The following is a 20484-nucleotide window of genomic DNA, read 5'->3' as shown; positions in this document are numbered from 1 at the left end:
AAGGCCTGGACCTAAGAGCAAGTTTCGGCCTCGAACCCGGGCCGGCTGCGGGCCGACGAAGCGTCGCTCGTGGCCAAGCTCCCGATGTTCGAGGAGTTCGACCTGATCGGGACACGCCACTTCGTTCCCTACTCCGAGGGTCGGATCTCGTTAACCGACGACGACCTGATGCAGCGCTACCTCGAACTCTCGCGCATGTTGGTATTCATGCGGAACCGCCTGCAGCCCGATGTCGCCCGCCGGCGTCCGCTGCATGACGAGAAGGAGCACAAATTGCTCTTGAACACGATAAGCCGGCTAAAGGACCGCCGCTTCCGAACCCGCATCGCCGAAGCGTTGCAACGTTGCTACGCCTACCGACAGGGCTTCGACGCTGGCAAGGGAGACCCCTTCGCCGCCACACGTGTCGAGCCCAGCGGAAGGAACGCTCGTCAATGTTCATTGAACGTCGCCGACCGCACGGTTCTTTAGACGCCTGAAGCTGCCCTCGCGCCGATTTCTGGCCTATCTTAGCAGGTGCTCCGATGGCATTGGAGTCTCTGATTCTTGTCCGTGTAGGTTCGATCCGTGAAACGCCCGAAGCCAACCGCTCCTACCAAGCCTAAGGACGAGCTAAACGAATTCGAAGCCGCAGCGCTCGTTGGCCTGTCACCTAGGTTGTTGAAGTGGTTGGCCAGCTACGCGCCAAAGCAGGGTGCTGAGCGAAAGCTGAAAGTTCGCAAAGATGGCGGGCGAGTATTCGTTAATCATGACGATCTCATCGAATTTAATGACTGGCTAAATTTACCTTGGCCGTCGAAGGCTGGCGCTAGACCACCAATTCCCTTAGGCATACTTCGTGAAGTTAAGGAGGAGGCAGGCGGAGAATGTGCGATTTGCTTAAAGAATGGCAATTCGTGCGAGGCTGCGCATATCGACCCTGTTGCAAAATCTAAAAATAATCATCCAGAGAATTTGATTTGGCTCTGCGCAAATCACCACACAAAGTTTGACCATGGTGGATACGGACCTCAAAAAGAGGCAAAGAGCTTTGTAAAAGACTTTAAGTCTGCCCTTACTTATTATCGTCGTGGTCTTTGGCAGCTACAGGCGCAGGTTGCTGGCCGCCTCTACACGATGCTCAAAGCATGTGACAGCTTGAATAAGCAGTTAGGCGCGGCAAAGACGCCGGAGCAGGTTGCTGCCGTCGAAGGTCTTGCGACTAAAGCGGTTCGTCAAGTTGGAAAGATGGCGCCAAGTTCGAAGGATGACCCTGACTACGCTGCCTTTGAGGCAATGCAACCGCAATTTAAGGCTTTGGCTGCCAGTTCAAAGACTCCGAAAAACTTCGTAGCTACCTTGAAGATTGCCAGCGAGGTCAAGGCCGAGTTCGCCCAGCGCGCTGGCTACGATGCCTGCCCCCTTTGCAAGGGCACCGGCGAGCACAAGCATCAAGACTGCCCCGCTTGTGGTGGCGATGGCGAACTGACGACTCGCCAGATTAGCAACCTCGATCTCGACCGCTTCACAGATGTTGCTTGCCCCCTCTGCCACGGCGAAGGCGCGTTCAAAGGTGCCGATTGCCCAGCATGTGACGGTAACGGCGAGATGGAGAGTCGCTACGCAGAACAGGTTGACCCTCGTGATTGGGAGACGGTTTCCTGCCAACTCTGCAAAGGATCAGGCGTTCGAGAAGGCCTGCACTGCCCGGCGTGCGGCGGCAATGGATCGCTGGACCGACGTCAGCGTGATGAGGTCGACCTTAGGGACTTCGATTCAGTCAAATGTCCGCTCTGCGAAGGCGAGGGCATATTTCGAGGGGACGATTGCCCTGTCTGCCGTGGCGAGGGGGAAATGGATCGCCGCTTCGCAGACGAGGTCGACATCAGTCAGTACGAGAGCCAGGACTGTCCGATCTGCAAGGGATCAGGCGAATGGCACAATGTACGGTGCCGTGCCTGCGGAGGCAACGGCGCGCTGGACCGGAGATACGCTGACGAGATTGATCGAAGCGACTACAAGATGGTCGCGTGCCCAGCGTGTAGAAATCGCGATGTGGAGTTCTGCAGGACCTGTGACGGCGAGGGTGAGGTCCCTCGATGGGTCGCGAACGAGTTCGACTGACGCAGAGCGCTCTCACTCGCATTACGAAGATAAGCGCATATAAGCGTACAGAAGCGCATCGAAGGTTCCTAAAAAAGTCCCTTTGGCGCAGCGCTGGCAGGCGCTAAGTGATGGTGCGAACGGCAGGAATCGAACCTGCGACCTACGGTTTAGGAAGACGGGGTTCTGATTTCTAGCTTCTCAATCACTTCCCTTCCCGTCATCTCCCTAACCATCGGAAATAAAAGGTTAATTAACCATTATCGTACGTGATCGAAAATGCGTGACGGAGCCACGAACTTACGAGATTAGGCGTACGTAGGGTTGCCCAAGTGCAGCTTGAATTCCTCGCAGCGTTACTCGTTGCAGGCAGCGTCAGTTCTACCTCCCGTCGCGCGACCTACCTCAGGCTACCTTGGTCGAATGACGAGGGCCGCAGGACCAGACGGATCGATGGTGATGGTGGACCTTCGCCGGACGGTCCTCAATTCCGTACCGTGGCGACACTGCGGCGCAGCCGGTATCGTCATCCCAATCGCGCAGCTGACGTCCTACTCGTCGCCATCATGGTTGGATGGCGGGGGCCCCACGACTAGCCTGTCGATCGTAAGGGGTGCCCTGACCGACCGGGTTCCGATCCCTTATGTGTCTATCGGGGCGGAATGTGTCGCGTCCTGAATGTCAGCGGTGTGCTCGGCAAGGCCTCCGAGAGGACGTGGCCAGAACAGATTGGGCTGGATCTCGCGCGGCGTTTGTGAATCCGCCCTCCGCGGTGCCGCTTATCGCTCACGACGGAGGGCCCCACGAATTACGAGGCGTGGTGATGAGGGCTTTTGAGCTCCGTTCTCTATGCGGAGAAGCGGGCTCGCTCGGTCTCATAGGCCTCAAGAATAGCCTTCACCCATACATCCATCCCCGGCTGCTTCACTTCCAGCCTTTGACCGTGGATGTAGTGCTTCAACGTCATAGCTTCAGTAAATTCAGACTCCGCCATGCTCGTATCGTCGGACGAGCGCTGCCTGCGGTGGGCGAGTATGGCGGAGGCTGATCCACCGAGTCGCTCCATGTCGAGGTAGGTCGACAACGCGCGCCTGACGTCGTGTCGAACCCACGGTCGGATCTTGCATTTTATGAACAGGTCCCCTTCCGGACGCAGCGTGATGCCATCTTGCTTCGCGGCCTTCTCCTTTCCCATCAAGCGAGCGAACAGCGATGTTAGCGCGGTGCCCTGCAATGGCTTGTCTGACACCCCTGAAGGGAACAGGAACGTGCTTGTCGGGTCGGCATCGTATTTGGCAATCATCGCGAGAGCCTCGGGCGGCATCGGCAGGGCATGCGGCACCTCGATGCCACCCGACTTCTTCATTTCCTCGCCTGACCAACTCCAGATTTTCCATCCGACCGGGCCATCGTTCCATGGGAGGACGCTGTCGCGCCGAGTGCCGGTCAGCGCGCCAACGCGCTGGCCGGTAAGGACGACCGCCCATAGCGCGCCTAGGACTGCGTCTGAGGTCTCCTTGCCGCTGCCGCCGAGCGCCCGGTACTGCTCGGCGAGTACGAGCGTCCGAGCAAGCTCGTCCAGCCTGGGCGTGTGGGTCCGCTTTCCTGACTCGTAACCTGTCTGAACCTTCTCTCGCCACCAGGGGTACGCGGTCTCTGCGAACCCTGCCCGATGAGAATTCATGTTGAGTGCCCAGTCTAAAGCGGATTTCACCGCTTCGATGGTGTCAGCCGCGGCTGAGAGCGTTCGTGCCTCTATTACCTCGTCACGCAGTAAGAGCAGGTCATTTTGGCGCACCTGGGCGACCCGCATGTTCGTCAGCCGGTTGTTCAACGACCTGCGCACGTGCCCCTCGAACTGCTTGCCCCAACGCGGGCGAAGGGTGGGAAGCTTGTGGGCGAGGTAGAGATCAACGAGGTCCTTCCATTGCCACGGTCCTCGACGGCGCCGGTCCTCGTCAGTCTGGAGCTCAACCACCTCGGGGAATGCCGCGTCGATGGCGACCGCAAGATCGCCCGTCTTCGCCATGGCGTGCTCGAACACCCTTAGGTCGACGCTTGGGTCGATGCCGGCGTTGAGGTCGAGCTTGGCCCGCGTCGCTGCCTCGCGGGCAGCCGCCACTGTCAGGCTCGCCCCATCTCCCAGCCGTAGCGTCTTGGTCCGGGTCTTCAGATACCAAGTGACCGCCAGTGGTGTCGTCCGGAGAATAAGTCCGGGGAAGGCGATGTCGGCATGGTCAATCCCGCGGCCCGGGACCTTGCCGCCCGCGACCATCGCCAGGGCGCGCTTCACATCAACCGCCGTCAATCGCCCCCTCTCTCTCGTGTAGGTTGACACCCAATCCTCCCAGGCGCGATACCACAGCGATACCACAACATCGAAAGGCCCGTAGTCAACACCATAAATGTGCAGGAGCGCGTTTTTCCTTTGCATTCGCAGTGGCTTGGTCAGCAAGCGCAGGATGTCTCACGCTGCCGTAATTTTGATCCATCAGCTTCCCAAGCTGAATGTCGTCGGTTCGATCCCGATCGCCCGCTCCAATTCACTCGGTGAAGCGTCAGCTCTTCTAATCCCCTGCCGCTGATCTCGCGTTCCCCACGGCCTGTTCAGGCCCGTTCTTCACGGCCCGGTGCGCGATCCGAAGATTCGCCACCGCCCGTGATTGTCCGACCGCGCCGCGCGAGGAGCGCCGCGCCGTCGAGGATCAGCGGACCGACGCGGCGATGAGCCGGCACCTTGTCCGGCAAGGCCACCACGAGAGGGCAGAGCTTCAGATCGTGAGCGGCGAAGGCGCCCGCCTTCGTCGTCACTTTCCTCACGAGGTCGCCCCGCCCGCAGGGACAGGCTCCCCCTCGCCGAAGACGTCCTTCTGCCGCGTCCCGTCTCCAACTGGATGGCGGTCCCCGGCGCCAGGGATAGCCGTCCCATCCCAAACGCCCTGGCGGGCGGATTTCTCTGTAACGCCATTTACGTTACGCTCAGTCCTCCTCCGGTAGAGCCAGTGGCGTTACATTTTCACGGTCGAGCAGTGGAAGAAGACGGCAGCCCTGACCTCCGGATAGACCCGCAGTCGAAGGCGACGGCCGAACGCGGGGCTGACGATCAGCGCTCGCTGACCTCGCTTGCGGAAAAGCGGCTCACCGATCACCTGAAAGCCGAAGGCCATTTTGGCGGAGAACATCTGGAGCGGTCGAGGAAGGGGATGGGATGACGATCGTACGCTTGTCGAAGATTGCCCTCGTCGCATCGGTCGCGCTCACCTGCAGCCTGGCCGTGTTCGAGAACATCGTCGATCCGCAAATCAACATGGCTTTCGTGCGCCATGCCCTCTCGATGGATACGATCTTTCCCGATTCCGGCATTCAGGATCGATCGATCACGAATCCGCCCCTTCAGACAATCGCGTTCCTGCTGATCGTTGCCGGCGAGTTCCTCACGGCCCTGTTCCTCTGCATCGGCACCGTGCTGATGGTGCGGCGCCTGAAAGCTCCAACCGGCCGGTTCGCGCAGGCAAAGACCTGGGCGATCGTCGGGCTAAGCCTCGGGTTCGTCGTTTGGCAGGCCGGCTTTCTCGGCATCGGGGGCGAGTGGTTCGGCATGTGGATGTCGAAAACGTGGAACGGCCAAGAGGCGGCCTTCCGCTTCTCGACCGCGTTGCTCGGCATCTTGATCTACGTATCGATGCCGGAGCCGGAATGACTGTCGCACCGTGTCGGCTGAACCGAAATCCATGAGCGTTCACCGGCGTGCCCCGATGATGTAGAATTTCGGATGCTCATGATGTGACAGGTCTTGACCTGGATGATTGGAGCCGGAACAAGGTTACAACCTTGTTCCGGCTCGAAATTTACGCGAGCGTTTCATCATGGCACGGTCAATGAACGCGAGAGCTGCGCCCGACCACGTTGGATCGGGACACACCTCTCGCTTTTTGTTGTGTCGCACTCTCTTTCGCCGAACCGGCATCCACTTCGGCGGAGAGCGCTCTGGCGTCAGAAAGCGAGGCCGCCCGGCGAGCACCGGCACAGGCCAGACCATCGGCGTTCGCAGGCTGCCGGCTCGACTTGCTTCACCCGATGCCTGGATCGCAGATCAGCCGGATCCGACGCCCTCCCGTCCTGACGCCATCCGCGAAGCAGTGTCCGTGCATCTGAAGACGAAGGGCTATCCGAAGTCACGGCGATCTTTCGGCTACCTCCCGAGCACACATTCAGAGGCACTCTGAGCCAGGACGGGCGAACACCCCTTTCGGCCTGACGTCACCGCCCCTCGAACGGAGAGTTTGATGCGCACAGTATCTGGTTTGATGATCTCCCTGGTGACCGTGCTTCCGCCGACCCTCCTGTGCCAGATCGCGCCGGCCTTGGCCCAGCAGAAGGCGCCGATCCGGGCTACGTTCTCCTGTCCCGCTGGTGCGACCCTGGCAGTCGAGTTCGTGACGGCCGAGCCGAACGCGGTCGCCATTGTGCGGCCGCCCACCGGGCCCGCCGTGACCCTGCCGATCCAGATCAGCGGATCCGGCTATCGCTATGCGGACGCGACTCATGAGTTGCGCGGCAAAGGCGGCGATGTGACCTGGACCGCCGGAAGTGCCCCTCCTCTTCAATGCTCAGATGCCGGCTCGCCCGCGAAGTGAGCGACCCGTGACCGCCGGGACGGGACTTGTAGGGTACGGTCCCACGACAGGAAGGGGATGACCTCCGGAGGTCATCCCCTTCCTGTCGTAACGATCCGACAGTTCTTTCACCCTCGAGAACGGACAGGTTATGCGCATCCCACCCCATGCTGGTCGCGAACGCCCAGGGCTCGGCCTGCGTGCCCTCGCCGTCTGCCTCTTCCTGATCGGGCCAGCGAACTCGGGAAAGGCCCTCGCCCAGGACTTCGGAGCCCCCGCGAGCGCCCTGTATGGCGAGGATGCCGCCTCCCTGCAGCCGTTCGTCGATCGCATCGTCGGTGAAGCGGTGGCGCGGGAGGCCATTCCTGGCGCAATCGTCGGAGTGAGCTGGCGCGGGCGCCGTGCCTTTTTCGGCTACAGCGGCACGGGTGGTGCGCCCTATGGGCCCGAGACCATCGTGGAGATCGGCTCGATCACCAAGGTGTTCACCACTGCTCTGTTTGCCGAAGCGGTCCAGGAAGGCGCGATGCAGCGCGATGCGTCGATCCAGGACTACCTGCCACGGCTGCGCCTGCACGCCTGCGCGGCGGCAGTCACGCCGCTCCAACTTGCCGATTTCACCTCCGGCATGCCCGAACTCCCGGGCGACGTGCCCCGGCGCCTCGCGGAGCGCGGCATCGACACTTACACCAGCGAGGATTTTCTGGCCTGGGTTGGCCGCTGGGCTCCGGGCGATGGTGGACGCTGCAATCTGCCCGCCCCCTACCGTTATTCCAACGCCAGCGTCGGCCTTCTTGGGTATCTCGTGGCTGAACGGCTCGGAGCCCGCTGGGAGGAGCTCGTGCGCGCGCGGATCACCGGGCCGCTGCGCATGAGCAGCACGACCGTCCGCGTGCCCCCGGATCAAGCCGGGCGGATTGCACAGGGGTTCGGACCGGAGGGCGGCCAGGTCATCCCTTGGCCCGTCTTCGCCTGGTACGCTGCCGGCGCCTTGCGCTCGACCGCGTCCGATATGCTTGCTTTCGGCGAGGCGGCGCTCGGCCACGAGCGCGTCAACGGCGAGCGGGTGCCCCCTGCGCTGACCACGGCCCTGGCGACGGCTATGGCGCCGATCTACCAGCCTGAGGGACAGCCCTTCGTGCAAGGCATGGCCTGGATTGAGAACCCGGGCGACCCCGAGGCCGGCACGCACCCCGTCACTTTGAAGATCGGTGGGACGGACGGCTTCAACAGTATTCTCGTCATCAACCCCGGCAAGGATCTCGCTGTCTTCATCGCGGGAAGCCGGCCCAAGATGCAGATCGAGAGGCTGGGAGTCTCCCTGTCACGCCAGATTCGTTGAACGACCCGGAGCGACGCGCCTGGCGAAGATACAGACCAGCTAGAGCATTTTCCGTAATCTCTGGATCACGGAAAATGCTCTAGCCTGCTGTGTGGTCGCATTTTCTTCACGCGAGCCGGCATCCACCTCGCTTGAAAACGCTCTAGATCACCCGGGCCGTGAAGAGCGGCGACGAGGCCATCGCCTTGGACGCGGTGAGCGACCTCGCGCGACCGATGCACACTCTCGCGCCCTGGCGAGCCCACCGACACTGCGCTGGTCGCGTTGTTCCACGGCCGCCTGCGCGACAGGTGCCTGAACGCGAACTGGTTCTTCTCGTCGGCCGACGCGAGGAGCAAGATCGATTTGAGTTCCTCCGATCCGGGGAGCCCGGCGTGCCGGTCGCCGAAAACGGGGAAGCGGGAATGCGGCTGCCGAGCCATTCAAATGCGACGGCTGAAAACTCAGCCGATGTCGTGAGGCCTGTCCCCGTCAGCGAAGCTCCCCGTCGTCGAGCCTCGAGCTAGCGCTTCCGGGCGTAGGCCGTCGGGAGCGCGACGCTGCGTGTCGGGAAGGCCGATTTGAACCCGGCGAAGCCTTCGGATTCCTCGTCCCCCGTGGGGACTACAGGGGGGGTCTGTCGCTTGAGCCGCTTTCGTGTCCCTTTCCGCTGACAGAACCTCGTGCGTCCTCTGGATCCTGTCATTCCAAGACTTACCGCCCGGACTCGGCCCTATCGGTCCCGATCCGCCTCCAACTGCTTCATGAGTTCGGCAAGGCGCGGGTCCAGCGACTCGTCGATGACCGGCTCGTAGAGGGCCTGCAGCTCTTCGCCGAGACGCCGCCGCGTCGTCTCGGTCAGCGCAACGTTCAGATCCGTGGCACGGGGACGGGGCCAAGACGGCTCACGGTATTCCTCGATGCGCATCCCCACTCCCTCGCTGACACAAGGACTGTAAACGCGAAGGTCAGCGATAGGTTCAGATATCGCGGCCCTCGTGAAAGTTCTCTCTCGGGCGTGCGACGGCCTCTCCGGGCAAATGTCCGCACCCTCGTCGACCGGGGCGGCGCGGCGGCGAGCGCGCTCACGACGCTCCCGGTCACGGCCGGAGCACGATGGCGCAGAGAGAGTTCTGGAAGACATACCGAACCATCAGCTCAGCTCTACGGATGACCATCGAACGAACGTGAAGTCGGAAGAATGAGCGCCACGCCCGAGGCCAAATTCGAGCGGAGAGCCCGACGATCGCTGAAGAGCCGAGCTTCGATCACGCCCAGCGTCCACTATAACTGGGTCTCCTCGGCGCTTTTATCTTGCATGAACATTCTGTCAGCCCGTTCTCAGCTATCGTGATACGATGTCTTATTTATTATTAATCAAATCTGTCGATTTATGCTTGCGTTACAGGTCCGGCTGGTTACGCTCCTGCGAATCATCCCGCTTCGGAATCGCCATCCCATCGCCGTATGAGCCTCACCTCCGCGCAGATTCTCGACCTCGCTCCCGATGCATCGAGCCGCAAGGCCGGCCAGGATCAGGCGAAACCGGCCAAGTGGGGCGGGCTCGGCCGGGCGGGCGACGTCGTCTGGGGCGAGATCAAGGGGAGCGGGGCGAATCCCTATCGCACGGTCGCCGACCTTTCGGGGCCGAGCTCGAAATGCACCTGCCCGAGCCGGAAATTCCCCTGCAAGCACGCCCTCGGTCTGATGCTGGTGGATGCGGCCGCGCCGATCCCCGAGGCCGAACCGCCCGACTGGGTCGCCGCCTGGATCAAGGGGCGCGAAAGCCGTGCCGTCTCCGCCGAGGCGCGGGCCCAGGCGGCCCCGGCCCCCGTGGACGAGAAGGGGCAGGCCAAGCGCCGCCAGGCCCGCGAGGGCAAGGTTTCGGCGGCCCTCGATGAACTCGACCTCTGGCTCGGCGACCTAATGCGCCGCGGTCTCGCGACGGTGCGGCGCGAGCCCTATGCCTTCTGGGACCGCATGGCGGGGCGTCTCGTCGATGGCCAGGCCCCGGGCCTCGCCCGCAGGGTCCGGGCCATGCCGGGCCTCGTCGCGGCCCCACCCGGGGCGGGGGCGGCAGGTCCGGAAGCCAGCCTCGCCCTCGCCCTCGGCCGCCTGTCCCTGCTGGTCCGGGCCGCCCGGCGTCCAGACAGGCTCACCCCCGAACAGGCCGCCGGCGTCCGCGCGGCCATCGGCTATCCCGTCACCGCCGAGGAGCTGGCGGGCCGGCCGGGCCTCGTCGACGAGTGGGCGATCCTCGCCCATGCGGTGGAGGACGAGGACAAGCTCACCGCCCGCACCGTCTGGCTCGCCGGACGGACGAGTGGCGCCATGGCCCAGGTGGTCGATTACGGCACCTCCGGCTCGCCCCTGCCGCCGGTCCCCGCGGCGGGACAGGATTTCTCGGGCGCCCTCGCCTTCCATCCCGGCGATCCGCCGTTGAGGGCCGTGTTTCGCGAGGGTCGCGCCGGGCCGGCTCGAGCCTGCGCCCTGCCCGGCGCGACGAGCGTCGCCGCGGCCCTCGACGGGTTCGCCGAGGCTCTGGCGAGGGCGCCGTGGATCGACCGCTGGCCGGTTCGGCTGTCCGGCCAGCGCCTCGGACACGGGGCGGATGGCGCCATGGCCGCGGGTGATGCCACCGGCTGTTTCACCCTTGCCGATTCCGCACATTTCCCCCCTCTGATGGCGGTGGCGGCGGGGGGCCACGTCGATCTCTTCGGGCTCTATGACGGGTTCGCGCTAACACCCCTGGCCATGGTGGCCGAGGGGCACCTCTACGCCGTTCCCGCCCAGGATGCCCGGCCGATCCTGGTGAGGGCGGCCTGATGAGCCTCGGCACGTCCACCCCCGACGATTGGGAGGCGGCCCTCGTCGCCGCCCTGCTCGGAGCCGACCGCTCCCCCGCCCCCGCCGAGTTCGAGACGGTCGCCGGTGCCCTCCCGCGCGAAGAACCGGGCATGGCCCTGCTGACGCGGGTCGCGGTCGCGGGCATCCACCATCTCGCCGGCAGCGGCTTTCCCCCCGACGCCTTCACGCCGGCGCCGCCATGCCAGGCGAAGGGCCGTCCCTGCCCGCCCGACGCGGCGGCGCGGCTCGGCCTCCTCCTCGCCGCCGGCACGGAGGCGCGGGGCCGCGTGAAGGAGTGGTGCGAGATCGCCGCGGAGCGGGGCATGCGCGCGCCGCCCTGGCTGCTCCCGGCCCTCGCGCCCTATCGGCGCGAGTGGGACGAGACCATCGACGCGGTCGCGGGCGAGGAGCTCGACTGGCTGGAGACGGCCTGTTCCGCCCGAGGCACCGAGGCGGCGGCCCCGGCTCCGGACGATGCGGAGGCGAGCCCCGCCGAGCGCTACGCGGCCTTCGCCGCCTTCCGCCGGCGCGACCCGGAAGGAGCCCGCGCCGAACTGGAGGCGGGGTTCCGCGCCGAGAAGGCGGAGATGCGCGAGCGCCTCGTCCACATCCTGGAGATCGGCCTGTCGGAGGCGGACGCGCCCTTCCTCGAGACCTGCCTGGACGATCGCGCGGGCGGCGTGCGCGCGGCGGCGAGAAGCCTGCTGCCGCGCCTCACCCGTTCGCTCCTCGCCTTCCGCATGGCGGCGAGGGTGCGCACCGCCCTCGTGATCGAGAGCAGACGGACGCTCCTCGGCGGGACGAAACACGGTCTGGTGGTGACGTTGCTGGAGGAATCTCCGACGCTCGCCCGCGACGGGATCGAGCCGAACGCCTACGAGCGGCGGCGCGGCGGCGTGAGAGCCAGCCTGCTCGAGAGCATCGTCGCCGCCGCTCCCCTCCACGCCTTCGCCGAGCATCCGCCGAGGCTCTGGATCGAACTGGCGCTGCGCAGCGAATGGCCCAACCAGATCGTCGACGGCCTTCTCACCGCCGCGCGCCGCGAGCGCGACCTCGACTGGGTACGGACGATGGCGACGGTGCTGGCCGAGGCCATCGCCGGGCGCCTCTCCGGCATCAAGCCGGGCGACGACATCCATGAGATCTGGGCCCGCGCCGTGCGGTCGCTCCCCGATGCGGAATGGGAGGCGACGGTGACGCGGCACTTCGGCGGGGGCGAGATCGATACGATCCTGACCCTGCTGCGGCAGACGCCCTCCTCCCTGTCCGGGGCCTTCACGGCGGCCCTCCTCGATTGGCTCGCCTCGGTGACGCGGACCTCGCCGTCCGACCGGAAGGACCTCGCCTCCGCTTACCTGCTCACCCGCCTCGCCGAACGGGCCTGGCCCGCCGACGACCACGCGGCCTCCGCCGCCGCCATCCTCGCCCGGCTGCCGGACGAGGCCGAGGACAACCTGCGCCGGCAGATCGAGGCCTTCGCCGAGACCCTCGCTTTGCGCGCCACCATCCGACGGGAGTTCGCCTGAGGCATGAGCCAGACCAACGCAACCAAGACGACGCAGCTGCGCCGGGCCGCCGAGGATGCCTTCGCCGAGGAATTGGAGGCGCTGCGCGGCGCCGATGACAGGCCCCGCCCGCCGAACTGGCTGCTCTCGCCGCAGGCGGTCGTCACCTACCTCATGGGCGGGCGGCTCGGCTCCGGGTTCGAGGTCACGCCGAAATACATCGGCGACCGGCGCCTGATGGAAGTGGCGGTGGCGACGCTGGCCACCGACCGGGCGCTTCTGCTCCTCGGCACGCCCGGCACCGCCAAGAGCTGGGTCAGCGAGCATCTGGCGGCGGCGATCTGCGGCACCTCGCGCCTCATCGTGCAGGGCACCGCCGGCACCAGCGAGGAATCGATCCGCTACGGCTGGAACTACGCCCTGCTCCTCGCCAAGGGGCCGAGCCGCGAGGCGGTGGTGGCGAGCCCGATCGTGCGCGCCATGGAGGACGGAAAAATCGCCCGCGTCGAGGAACTGACCCGCATCCCCTCCGAGACGCAGGACAGCTTCATCACGATCCTCTCCGAGAAGACCCTGCCGATCCCGGAACTCAACGAGGAGATCGCCGCCGCCCGGGGCTTCAACCTCATCGCCACCGCCAACAACCGGGATCGCGGCGTCAACGAATTGTCGAGCGCCCTGAAGCGCCGCTTCAACACCGTGGTGCTCCCCTCGCCGGCCACGATCGAGGCCGAGATCGCCATCGTCGAGACCCGCGTGGCCGCCCTCGGACGCGCCTTCGAGATCCCGGCCGAGCCCCCCGGCGCCGACCAGATCCGCCGCGTCGTCACCATCTTCCGGGAGTTGCGCGAGGGCGTGACCGCGGATGGGAAGAGCAAGGTCAAGCAGCCGTCCGGCACGCTCTCCACGGCCGAGGCGATCAGCGTCGTCGGCAGCGGGCTGGCACTGGCCGCCCATTTCGGCGACGGCCACCTCTCGGCCCACGACCTCGTCTCCGGGATCAGTGGCGCGGTGATCAAGGATCCGGTGCAGGACGCCATCGTCTGGCGCGAATATCTCGAGACCGTGGTCAAGGAACGGTCGGAGTGGAAGGACTTCTACCGCGCCGCCCGCGAGAGCGCATGAGGGCGTTCTTACCCTCCCCCCTCCGCGGGGGAGGGCCCCCCCCGCGCGCCATCCACCGCGACACCCCACCCACGAGACCGTTCGTGCCATGAGCCTTCGCCCCACCACCCCCGGCCGCGATGCCTGAGGTCCGGATCTTCGGCATCCGCCATCACGGACCGGGATCGGCCCGCTCCCTGCGCGCGGCCCTCGACGCCTTCCGGCCCGATTGCTTGCTCATCGAGGGGCCGCCGGATGCCGACGCCCTGATCCCGCTGGTGGCCGACCCGGCGATGGCGCCGCCCGTAGCGCTCCTCGTCTACCGGGCTGACCGGCCGCAGACCTGCGCCTTCTTTCCCTTCGCGGCCTTCTCGCCCGAATGGGTGGCCATGCGCCACGGCCTCGATCACGGGGCGACCCTGCGCTTCATCGACCTGCCGCACGCGATCCAGCTCGCCGACGGGTTCGCAGCGAGGGGGGAGGCGCCCGAAGGCGAACCGGCCCCGGCCGGGCTCGACGCGCCCGCGCCCGACGAGGCGGCCGAGGCCCCCTCCCTCGCCCTCCGGCGCGATCCCCTGGGCGAACTGGCCGAGGTCGCGGGTTTCCCCGATGGCGAGCGCTGGTGGGACGCCTTCGTCGAGAGCCGCGCGGGCGAGGACGGCGACGTGTTCGCGGCGATCCACGAGGCCATGGCGGCCCTGCGCGAGGGCGCGCAGGCCGAGACCGGCATCGACGAGGAGGCGTCTCGCGAAGAGGCCCGCGAGGCGCATATGCGCACCTGTCTGCGCAAGGCGGGACGGGAGGATTTTGCCCGCATCGCCGTGATCTGCGGGGCCTGGCACGCCCCGGCCCTGGCGCGCCACGACGCCAAGGGACAGGTCGGCCTCGACGCCGCGACCCTGAAAGGCTTGCCCAAGACCAGGGTCGCCGCCGCCTGGGCGCCCTGGTCCTATGAGCGCCTCGCCACCGCCAGCGGCTACCGGGCCGGGGTGCTCTCGCCGGAATGGTACGACACCCTGTGGAACCACGAGGGCCGCGTCGCAGCGCGGTGGCTCGCCCGCGCGGCGGCCCTGCTCCGGGCCGAGGACCTCGACGCCTCCCCGGCCTCGGTGATCGAAGCCGCCCGCCTCGCCGCAGCGCTGGCCGGTTTCCGGGGACGGGCGCGCCCGTCCCTCGACGACCTGCACGAGGCCGCGCAGGCGACCCTGTGCTTCGCCGACCCGGCGCCCATGGCCCTGATCCAGCGCAAGCTCGTCATCGGCGAGCGCCTGGGCGCCACCCCGCCGGACAGCCCCGGCACGCCGGTGGAGGCGGATTTCGCCGCGACCTGCAAGAGCCTGCGCCTCAAGCCGGAGGCGGTCGCCGGGGACCTCGTCCTCGACCTGCGCAAGGACAACGACCTCGCCCGCAGCCATTTCCTCAACCGGCTCCATCTCATCGGCATCCCCTGGGGCCGGCGCCAGCAGGCGCGCGGGCGCGGCACCTTCAAGGAGGCGTGGTTCCTGTCCTGGCAGCCCGAATGGGTGGTGGATCTGGTCGCCGCCTCGGCCGATGGCGGCACCGTGGCGGAGGCCGCCGCCAGCCGGGTGCGCAGGCGGGCCCGCGAGGCGACCCGCGTCGCGGAGCTGTCGGGCCTCATCGGCACACTCCTCGACGCCGATCTCGCCGGAGCCGGGGAGGATGTGATCCGCGCCCTCAACGACCGCGCCGCCGTCTCGGCGGACGTGTTCGACCTGATGGAGGCGCTGCCGCCGCTCGCCGAACTGGCGCGCTACGGGTCGGTGCGCTCCTCCGATACGGGACCGGTGCTCGGCGTGGTGCGCGGGCTCGTGCCGCGCGCCGCCGCGGGCCTGACGGCGGCCTGCCAGAGCCTCGACGACGACGCCGCCGCGGCGGCCATGGGGCGGATCGTCGGCGTCCACGGCGCGATCTCATTGCTGGAGGAGCCCGACCTCAAGGCGGTCTGGCAGGAGGCCCTTCGCGGCCTGGCCGACCAGACCCATGTGCATGGCCGCGTCGTCGGTCGCGCCGTGCGGCTGCTCTTCGACGACCGGGCGCTCACGGCGGAGCAGGCCGGCGATCGGCTTCGCCTCGCCCTGTCCCGCGCCTCCGGCACGCTGTCGGCGGCCGCCTGGATCGAGGGGTTCCTGGAGGAGAGCGGTACGGTCCTGATCCACGGCGGCACCCTGCTCGCGGTCCTCGACGAATGGCTGTCGGGCCTCGACGGCACGCTCTTCGACGAACTGCTCCCCCTCCTGCGACGCACCTTCGCGACGATGGCGCAGGGCGAGCGGCGCGCCATCGGCGAGGCTTTGACGCGCCATGGGACGGGTGTTTCCGACGACGAGGGATCGGCCCGCATCTTCGACGATCAGCGCGCCGCCAGGGTGCTGCCGATCCTTCGCCTTCTCTTAGGCCCCGAAGCGGTCTCCGACACCGCAGTTCCGGTGTCTGGGGAGGACGAGACGACGGAGGACAGGCCATGAGCGACACGGAACGCCTGCGCCGCTGGCGCCTCGTCCTCGGCGGGGGGGCGGCGGACGGCACCGGCTGCGGCCTGTCGGGTCGTGATGCCGGCATGGACCGGGCACTCGGCGCCCTCTACGATTCCGATCGGAAGGGGGGCCTCGGCGCCTCGTCCCCTTCGGTGCCGCGCTGGCTCGGCGACATCCGCGATTATTTCCCGGCCTCCGTGGTGCAGGTGATGCAGCGCGACGCCTTCGAGCGCCTCGACCTCAAGCGCATGCTCACCGAGCCCGAGATGCTGGAGGCGGTGGTCCCCGACGTCGCCCTCGTCTCGACCCTGATCTCCATGCGCGGGCTCCTCGGCGGCAAGACCAAGTACACCGCCCGCCTCGTGGTGCGCAAGGTCGTGGAGGCCCTGATGCGCAAGCTCGAAGAGCCCCTGCGCCAGGCGGTGACCGGGGCCATCGACCGCGCCAGCGTGAACCGGCGCCCGCGCCATGCGGAGATCGACTGGAACCGGACCATCCGGGCCAACCTGCGCCATTACCAGGCCGAGTACCGGACCATCATCCCCGAGACCCGGTTCGGCCACGGCCGGCGCCAGCGCGCCAGCCTCAAGGACGTGATCCTGTGCATCGACCAATCCGGCTCGATGGCGAGCTCGGTCGTGTATTCGAGCATCTTCGGTGCGGTGATGGCCTCATTGCCGGCGGTGTCCACCCGCCTCGTGGTGTTCGACACCGAGGTGGTGGACCTCTCCGACGAGCTGGAAGACCCGGTGGAGGTGCTGTTCTCGGTGCAGCTCGGCGGCGGCACCGACATCAACCGGGCGATGGGCTATTGTGAATCCCGCATCACCCGGCCGGAGGACACGATCCTGGTGCTGATCTCCGACCTCTACGAGGGCGGCGTCGAGGCCGGGCTCCTGGCGCGGGCGCAGCGGATGGTGGCGTCGGGCGTACAGGTGGTGGCGCTGCTGGCCCTGTCCGACGAGGGCGCGCCCTCCTACGACCGCGCGCTGGCGGGCCGGCTCGCCGCCTTGGGCGTACCCGCCTTCGCCTGCACGCCGGACCTGTTTCCCGACCTGATGGCGGCGGCGATCCGGAAATCCGACCTCACGGCCTGGGCCGCCTCGGCCGGCATCGCCGCGATCCCGGCGGCGGGCGCGCCCGGCTGAGCCGGGACGCGTCTCATCCTAAGACGTCTCGTCGGCCGACGCACCGGCCGGGAGCCTGGCTCTCGCGCGAAACAGGGCCGGGTGGAACGCCCTCGCCCTCCGCAGCCGGCGCTGCAGCATCCGGCGGGAGCGGGACCGGATCGGCCACAGGGCACGTCTCATGAAGGTGCCCTTAACCGAGACGGAGCGGCGGCGTGGGCCGGCCCGCCTCGCTGGCCGCCGCGATCTCGTTCAGGCGCCCCGTGGCGACGTCATAGACGAAGCCGAAGATCGGGATGCGGCTCGGCACGAGGGGATGCGCGCGGATACGCCGGACATCCGAGGTGACGGCATGGCTCCGCTCGGGGATGGTCAGCCAGTCGATGGCATATCCGGCCGGCGAGCCCCCGCCATGATGTGGGTTCGACCAGACCGTGCCGTCGAAACTCGCGGTGTCGAGACTGTCGGCGAGGAGATCGCCGATGACGGAATCGGTGAACAGCTCCATCCCGCAATTGGTGTGGTGGATCACGAAGAACGCCTCGGTGCCGAGGAGCTTGTGCGAGATCACCAGGGAGCGGATCGCGTCGTCGCTGGCCCGCCCGCCGGCATTGCGGATGACGTGGGCGTCGCCTTCGCTCAGACCGGCATATTTCGCCGGATCGAGGCGCGCATCCATGCAGGTCAGGATGGCGAACCGGCGGGCCGGCGGGAGGGCGAGGTCGCCCTTGTCGAAGCCTGCCGCGTAGCGGTCGTTGGCCGCGCGGATGTCGCGATAGGCCTGGGGCTCCGGGTCGGAGACGGCGATGTCGGCTGCCATGGAGGGGAAACCTCGCTGAGGAAGGTGGCGTGGCTGAACATGGCGGCGACACCGGCGAGATGAGCCGCATCGGGATTGCCGCGCGGGGCGTCGCCGTACCGGGGCCGGCCGCGCAGGACCACGTCCAGCAGGCCGGAGATCACGCGCCGGGGACCGCCTCTCATGCGGCCCCCGTCACGGCGAGATCGCCGTAGAACCGCGCCGCTACATCGGGATGGGAGCGCAGGCGGCCCTTGAGGTAGTTGCGTCCGACCTCGTGGAAGAGCGGGTTGTCGGGGTCGCTCGCCGGACCGCGCGCCTCGGCGGCGAGATCGGCCGGCAGGTCGAGGAGGGGCACCGTGGCGTCGTGGCGGGCGCCGAGGAAGAACGCGACGGAGAGGCAGTCGCGCCCCGCCGGCGGGGTGACGACCCGGTGGATCGTGGCGCGCAGATAGCCGTTGGAGGCGAGTTCGAGCAGTTCGCCGATATTGACGACGAAGCTCCCTTCCACCGGCTCGGCCGCGATCCAGCCGTCCGCCCCCTCGACTTCGAGGCCGCTCTGCCCGTCCTGGACCAGCAGGGTGAGGAAGCCGCTGTCCTTGTGGGCGCCGACGCCCTGGTCTCCATGCGTGGCCTCGCGGCCGGGATAGCGGATGATCTTGATGTGCTGGTTCGGCGCGTCCTGGTAGATCGGGGCGAACACGTCCTCCGGCTGGCCCAGGGCGAGGGCGAAGGCGCGCAGCAGGCGGATGCCGAGCTGTGTCACCGCCGCCTGCCAGCGCAGCAGGCCGATGCGGAGTTCGGGCAGGCCGACCGGCCATTGGTTGGGACCCTGCAACCGGGTCCAGGGGGGCGAGGCGGCGGTTTGCGGCAGGGCTTCGCGCTCGGCGCCGACATCGAACTGCTCGCGCCAATCCGGCGCACCGCGGGTGACCTCGCGGCCGGCCGCGGTATAGCCTCGGAAATGCGGCGAGCGCACCATCGCCACGGCCTGCTTCTCCGGGAGAGGCAGGGCGAAGAAGCGTCGGGCCAGAGCCTGGACTTGCGCGATCTCCGCCGCCGGAATGCCGTGGCCGACGAGGTGGAAGAAGCCGACGTCGCGGGCCGCGTCACGCAGTTCCGCAAGGAAGGCCTCCCGCTCGGCCGGCCCGGCGTCCAGACGGCGCAGGTCGAGACGGGGAATCGAGGCGGCGGGAGCACCGGGTTCGGGTGCTGCCCACGAAGCCAGGGGGGCGGCCGCCATGGTCAGGCGGCCTTCGCGAAGGAGCCGACCGAGGCCAGCGCCTGATCGAGATCGGCCAGGATGTCGTCGATATGTTCGAGGCCGATGGAGAGGCGGACATAGCCGTCGGACACGCCGGTGGCGCGCTGGTCCTCCGGGGAGAGCTGCGCGTGGGTGGTGGTGGCCGGATGGATGGCGAGGCTGCGCGCGTCGCCGATATTGGCCACGTGATAGAACAGCGACAGGGCCTCGATGAAGCGCCGGCCCGCATCGCGCCCGGCCGCGAGCTCGAACCCGACGAGGCCGCCGAGGCCACCCGTGAGATACGTCTCCGCCCGCTCGCGCGCCCTGCCGGTGGCGTGCGAGGGATGGATGACCCGCTCGATCTCGGGCCGGGCGGCGAGGTAATCGACCACGGCCTGGGCGTTGCGGCTGTGGCGCTCGATGCGCAGGGCCAGGGTCTCCAGCCCCTGCAGGGTCAGGAAGGCGTTGAGCGGCGAGACCGACGGACCGAGGTCGCGCAGCAGGCGGACCCGGGCGCGCAGGACATAGGCGATGGGCCCGAGGGGCTTGGCGGCCTCGGTCCAGACGGCGCCGTGATAGCTCGGATCGGGGGTGTTGAGGGCGGGCTGGCGCTCGGGGTTGGCCGACCAGTCGAACCGCCCGCCATCGATGATCGCCCCGCCGATGGCGATGCCGTGGCCGCCGAGATACTTGGTGGTGGAATAGACCACGATGGCCGCGCCGTGGTCGAACGGGCGGGCCAGGAGCGGCGCCGCCGTGTTGTCGACGATGAGCGGGATGCCGAAGCTCCGGCCGATCTCGGCCACCTCCGCGATGGGGAAGACCGCGAGCTTCGGGTTGGCCAGCGTCTCGCCGTAATAGGCGCGGGTGCGGTCGTCGGTGGCGCGGCGGAAATTCTCCGGATCGGCCGGATCGACGAAGCGGACCTCGATCCCCTGCTCGGGGAGCGTGTTGGCGAACAGGTTCCAGGTTCCGCCATAGAGGTCGGTGGAGGCGACGATGTTGTCGCCCACCCGCGCAAGGTTCTGCACCGACAGAGCGGACGCCGCCTGCCCGGAAGCTAGGGCCAGGGCCGCCGCCCCGCCTTCGAGGGCGGCGAGGCGCTGCTCCAGCACGTCCACGGTGGGGTTGGTGACGCGGGTATAGAGGTGGCCGAGTTCCTTCAGGGCGAACAGGTTCTCGGCATGGGCCGTGTCGCGGAACTGGAACGAGGTGGTCTGGTGGATCGGCACCGCCACCGAGCCCGTGGTCGGATCGGCGCGCCAGCCCGCATGCAGGGCGAGCGTCTCCGGGTGAAGCGAGGCGGGGCGGGGCGGCTTCGGGCTCTGGTTCGACATGGGGC

At 67.4% G+C, this 20484-nt stretch carries 17 protein-coding genes and 1 pseudogene; 11 read left to right on the top strand and 7 right to left on the bottom strand.

What is annotated here, in order from left to right:
* Positions 1 to 69 precede the first annotated feature (69 nt).
* Entirely contained in the window at positions 70 to 471 is a 402-nt protein-coding gene (locus MKK51_RS19295) for a hypothetical protein (RefSeq protein WP_243979768.1), read from the top strand.
* A gap of 96 nt (positions 472 to 567) precedes the next feature.
* Positions 568 to 2103, top strand: a complete 1536-nt coding sequence (locus tag MKK51_RS27410) for a zinc finger domain-containing protein (protein ID WP_243979766.1) — start codon at positions 568 to 570, stop codon at positions 2101 to 2103.
* Between the two features lie 826 nt (positions 2104 to 2929).
* Here the strand turns inward: MKK51_RS27410 and MKK51_RS19285 are convergent.
* From MKK51_RS19285 to MKK51_RS19275, 3 genes are all read right to left on the bottom strand, one after another.
* Complete coding sequence (locus MKK51_RS19285; RefSeq protein ID WP_243979764.1) at positions 2930 to 4537, bottom strand: integrase arm-type DNA-binding domain-containing protein; 1608 nt, start codon at positions 4535 to 4537, stop codon at positions 2930 to 2932.
* A 152-nt stretch (positions 4538 to 4689) separates the two neighbouring features.
* Positions 4690 to 4893: a hypothetical protein gene (locus MKK51_RS19280; protein WP_243979762.1), complete on the bottom strand. Its 204-nt coding sequence runs from the start codon at positions 4891 to 4893 to the stop codon at positions 4690 to 4692.
* Between the two features lie 197 nt (positions 4894 to 5090).
* The gene (locus tag MKK51_RS19275) at positions 5091 to 5264 is read right to left on the bottom strand and encodes a hypothetical protein (protein ID WP_243979760.1); all 174 of its coding nucleotides are present in this window, start codon (positions 5262 to 5264) and stop codon (positions 5091 to 5093) included.
* A 26-nt stretch (positions 5265 to 5290) separates the two neighbouring features.
* On the opposite strand from MKK51_RS19275, the gene MKK51_RS19270 reads away from it, so the two are divergent.
* From MKK51_RS19270 to MKK51_RS19255, 4 genes and pseudogenes are all read left to right on the top strand, one after another.
* Positions 5291 to 5782 carry a DUF2165 family protein gene (locus MKK51_RS19270; RefSeq protein WP_243979758.1) on the top strand — a complete coding sequence of 164 codons (492 nt, stop codon included), beginning with the start codon at positions 5291 to 5293 and terminating at the stop codon, positions 5780 to 5782.
* A 586-nt stretch (positions 5783 to 6368) separates the two neighbouring features.
* On the top strand, positions 6369 to 6719 hold the full coding sequence (locus tag MKK51_RS19265) for an MliC family protein (protein WP_243979756.1): 351 nt from the start codon (positions 6369 to 6371) through the stop codon (positions 6717 to 6719).
* Positions 6720 to 6849: 130 nt separating this feature from the next.
* A complete protein-coding gene (locus MKK51_RS19260) occupies positions 6850 to 8040 on the top strand; it encodes a serine hydrolase domain-containing protein (RefSeq protein WP_243979755.1) in 1191 nt (396 codons plus the stop codon).
* Positions 8041 to 8265: 225 nt separating this feature from the next.
* Positions 8266 to 8385: pseudogene (locus MKK51_RS19255) on the top strand (integrase core domain-containing protein); the annotation flags it as partial.
* A 367-nt stretch (positions 8386 to 8752) separates the two neighbouring features.
* On the opposite strand, the gene MKK51_RS19250 reads toward MKK51_RS19255, so the two are convergent.
* Positions 8753 to 8947: a hypothetical protein gene (locus MKK51_RS19250; protein ID WP_243979752.1), complete on the bottom strand. Its 195-nt coding sequence runs from the start codon at positions 8945 to 8947 to the stop codon at positions 8753 to 8755.
* 539 nt (positions 8948 to 9486) lie between these two features.
* Here MKK51_RS19250 and MKK51_RS27250 point away from each other — a divergent pair.
* From MKK51_RS27250 to MKK51_RS19220, 5 genes are all read left to right on the top strand, one after another.
* Positions 9487 to 10845, top strand: a complete 1359-nt coding sequence (locus MKK51_RS27250) for an SWIM zinc finger family protein (RefSeq protein WP_279601219.1) — start codon at positions 9487 to 9489, stop codon at positions 10843 to 10845.
* Positions 10845 to 12392 (top strand): DUF5691 domain-containing protein, encoded by a 1548-nt coding sequence (locus tag MKK51_RS19235; protein WP_243979750.1) that lies wholly within the window; start codon positions 10845 to 10847, stop codon positions 12390 to 12392. Before MKK51_RS27250 ends, MKK51_RS19235 begins: the two co-directional genes overlap by 1 nt.
* Positions 12393 to 12395: 3 nt before the next feature.
* Positions 12396 to 13496: an ATP-binding protein gene (locus MKK51_RS19230; RefSeq protein ID WP_243979748.1), complete on the top strand. Its 1101-nt coding sequence runs from the start codon at positions 12396 to 12398 to the stop codon at positions 13494 to 13496.
* Positions 13497 to 13615: 119 nt separating this feature from the next.
* Positions 13616 to 15961: a DUF5682 family protein gene (locus MKK51_RS19225; RefSeq protein ID WP_243979747.1), complete on the top strand. Its 2346-nt coding sequence runs from the start codon at positions 13616 to 13618 to the stop codon at positions 15959 to 15961.
* The gene (locus tag MKK51_RS19220; protein WP_243979746.1) at positions 15958 to 17118 is read left to right on the top strand and encodes a VWA domain-containing protein; all 1161 of its coding nucleotides are present in this window, start codon (positions 15958 to 15960) and stop codon (positions 17116 to 17118) included. The genes MKK51_RS19225 and MKK51_RS19220 overlap by 4 nt, the downstream gene beginning before the upstream one ends.
* Before the next feature lie 172 nt (positions 17119 to 17290).
* Here MKK51_RS19220 and MKK51_RS19215 read toward each other — a convergent pair whose 3' ends face one another.
* The 3 genes from MKK51_RS19215 to MKK51_RS19205 form a co-directional block, all read right to left on the bottom strand.
* The gene (locus MKK51_RS19215; protein ID WP_243979745.1) at positions 17291 to 17917 is read right to left on the bottom strand and encodes a beta-class carbonic anhydrase; all 627 of its coding nucleotides are present in this window, start codon (positions 17915 to 17917) and stop codon (positions 17291 to 17293) included.
* A gap of 160 nt (positions 17918 to 18077) precedes the next feature.
* Complete coding sequence (locus MKK51_RS19210; protein ID WP_243979744.1) at positions 18078 to 19139, bottom strand: isopenicillin N synthase family dioxygenase; 1062 nt, start codon at positions 19137 to 19139, stop codon at positions 18078 to 18080.
* A gap of 2 nt (positions 19140 to 19141) precedes the next feature.
* Entirely contained in the window at positions 19142 to 20479 is a 1338-nt protein-coding gene (locus MKK51_RS19205) for an O-acetylhomoserine aminocarboxypropyltransferase/cysteine synthase family protein (protein ID WP_243979743.1), read from the bottom strand.
* Positions 20480 to 20484 lie beyond the last annotated feature (5 nt).

The sequence above is a fragment of the Methylobacterium sp. E-045 genome, assembly GCF_022829685.1.
Lineage (GTDB): Bacteria > Pseudomonadota > Alphaproteobacteria > Rhizobiales > Beijerinckiaceae > Methylobacterium.
The sequence above is the reverse complement of the archived record's forward strand: the minus strand, read 5'-3'. Positions and strand labels throughout refer to the sequence as shown.

Excerpts from the sequence above, each read along its gene's own strand:
- MKK51_RS19210 (WP_243979744.1), bottom strand. The coding sequence starts at position 19,139 with ATGGCGGCCGCCCCCCTGGCTTCGTGGGCAGCACCCGAACCCGGTGCT.
- MKK51_RS19250 (WP_243979752.1), bottom strand. The coding sequence starts at position 8,947 with ATGCGCATCGAGGAATACCGTGAGCCGTCTTGGCCCCGTCCCCGTGCC.
- MKK51_RS19220 (WP_243979746.1), top strand. The coding sequence starts at position 15,958 with ATGAGCGACACGGAACGCCTGCGCCGCTGGCGCCTCGTCCTCGGCGGG.
- MKK51_RS19230 (WP_243979748.1), top strand. The coding sequence starts at position 12,396 with ATGAGCCAGACCAACGCAACCAAGACGACGCAGCTGCGCCGGGCCGCC.
- MKK51_RS19215 (WP_243979745.1), bottom strand. The coding sequence starts at position 17,917 with ATGGCAGCCGACATCGCCGTCTCCGACCCGGAGCCCCAGGCCTATCGC.
- MKK51_RS27250 (WP_279601219.1), top strand. The coding sequence starts at position 9,487 with ATGAGCCTCACCTCCGCGCAGATTCTCGACCTCGCTCCCGATGCATCG.
- MKK51_RS19270 (WP_243979758.1), top strand. The coding sequence starts at position 5,291 with ATGACGATCGTACGCTTGTCGAAGATTGCCCTCGTCGCATCGGTCGCG.
- MKK51_RS19205 (WP_243979743.1), bottom strand. The coding sequence starts at position 20,479 with ATGTCGAACCAGAGCCCGAAGCCGCCCCGCCCCGCCTCGCTTCACCCG.
- MKK51_RS19225 (WP_243979747.1), top strand. The coding sequence starts at position 13,616 with ATGCCTGAGGTCCGGATCTTCGGCATCCGCCATCACGGACCGGGATCG.
- MKK51_RS19265 (WP_243979756.1), top strand. The coding sequence starts at position 6,369 with ATGCGCACAGTATCTGGTTTGATGATCTCCCTGGTGACCGTGCTTCCG.
- MKK51_RS19235 (WP_243979750.1), top strand. The coding sequence starts at position 10,845 with ATGAGCCTCGGCACGTCCACCCCCGACGATTGGGAGGCGGCCCTCGTC.
- MKK51_RS19260 (WP_243979755.1), top strand. The coding sequence starts at position 6,850 with ATGCGCATCCCACCCCATGCTGGTCGCGAACGCCCAGGGCTCGGCCTG.
- MKK51_RS19275 (WP_243979760.1), bottom strand. The coding sequence starts at position 5,264 with ATGTTCTCCGCCAAAATGGCCTTCGGCTTTCAGGTGATCGGTGAGCCG.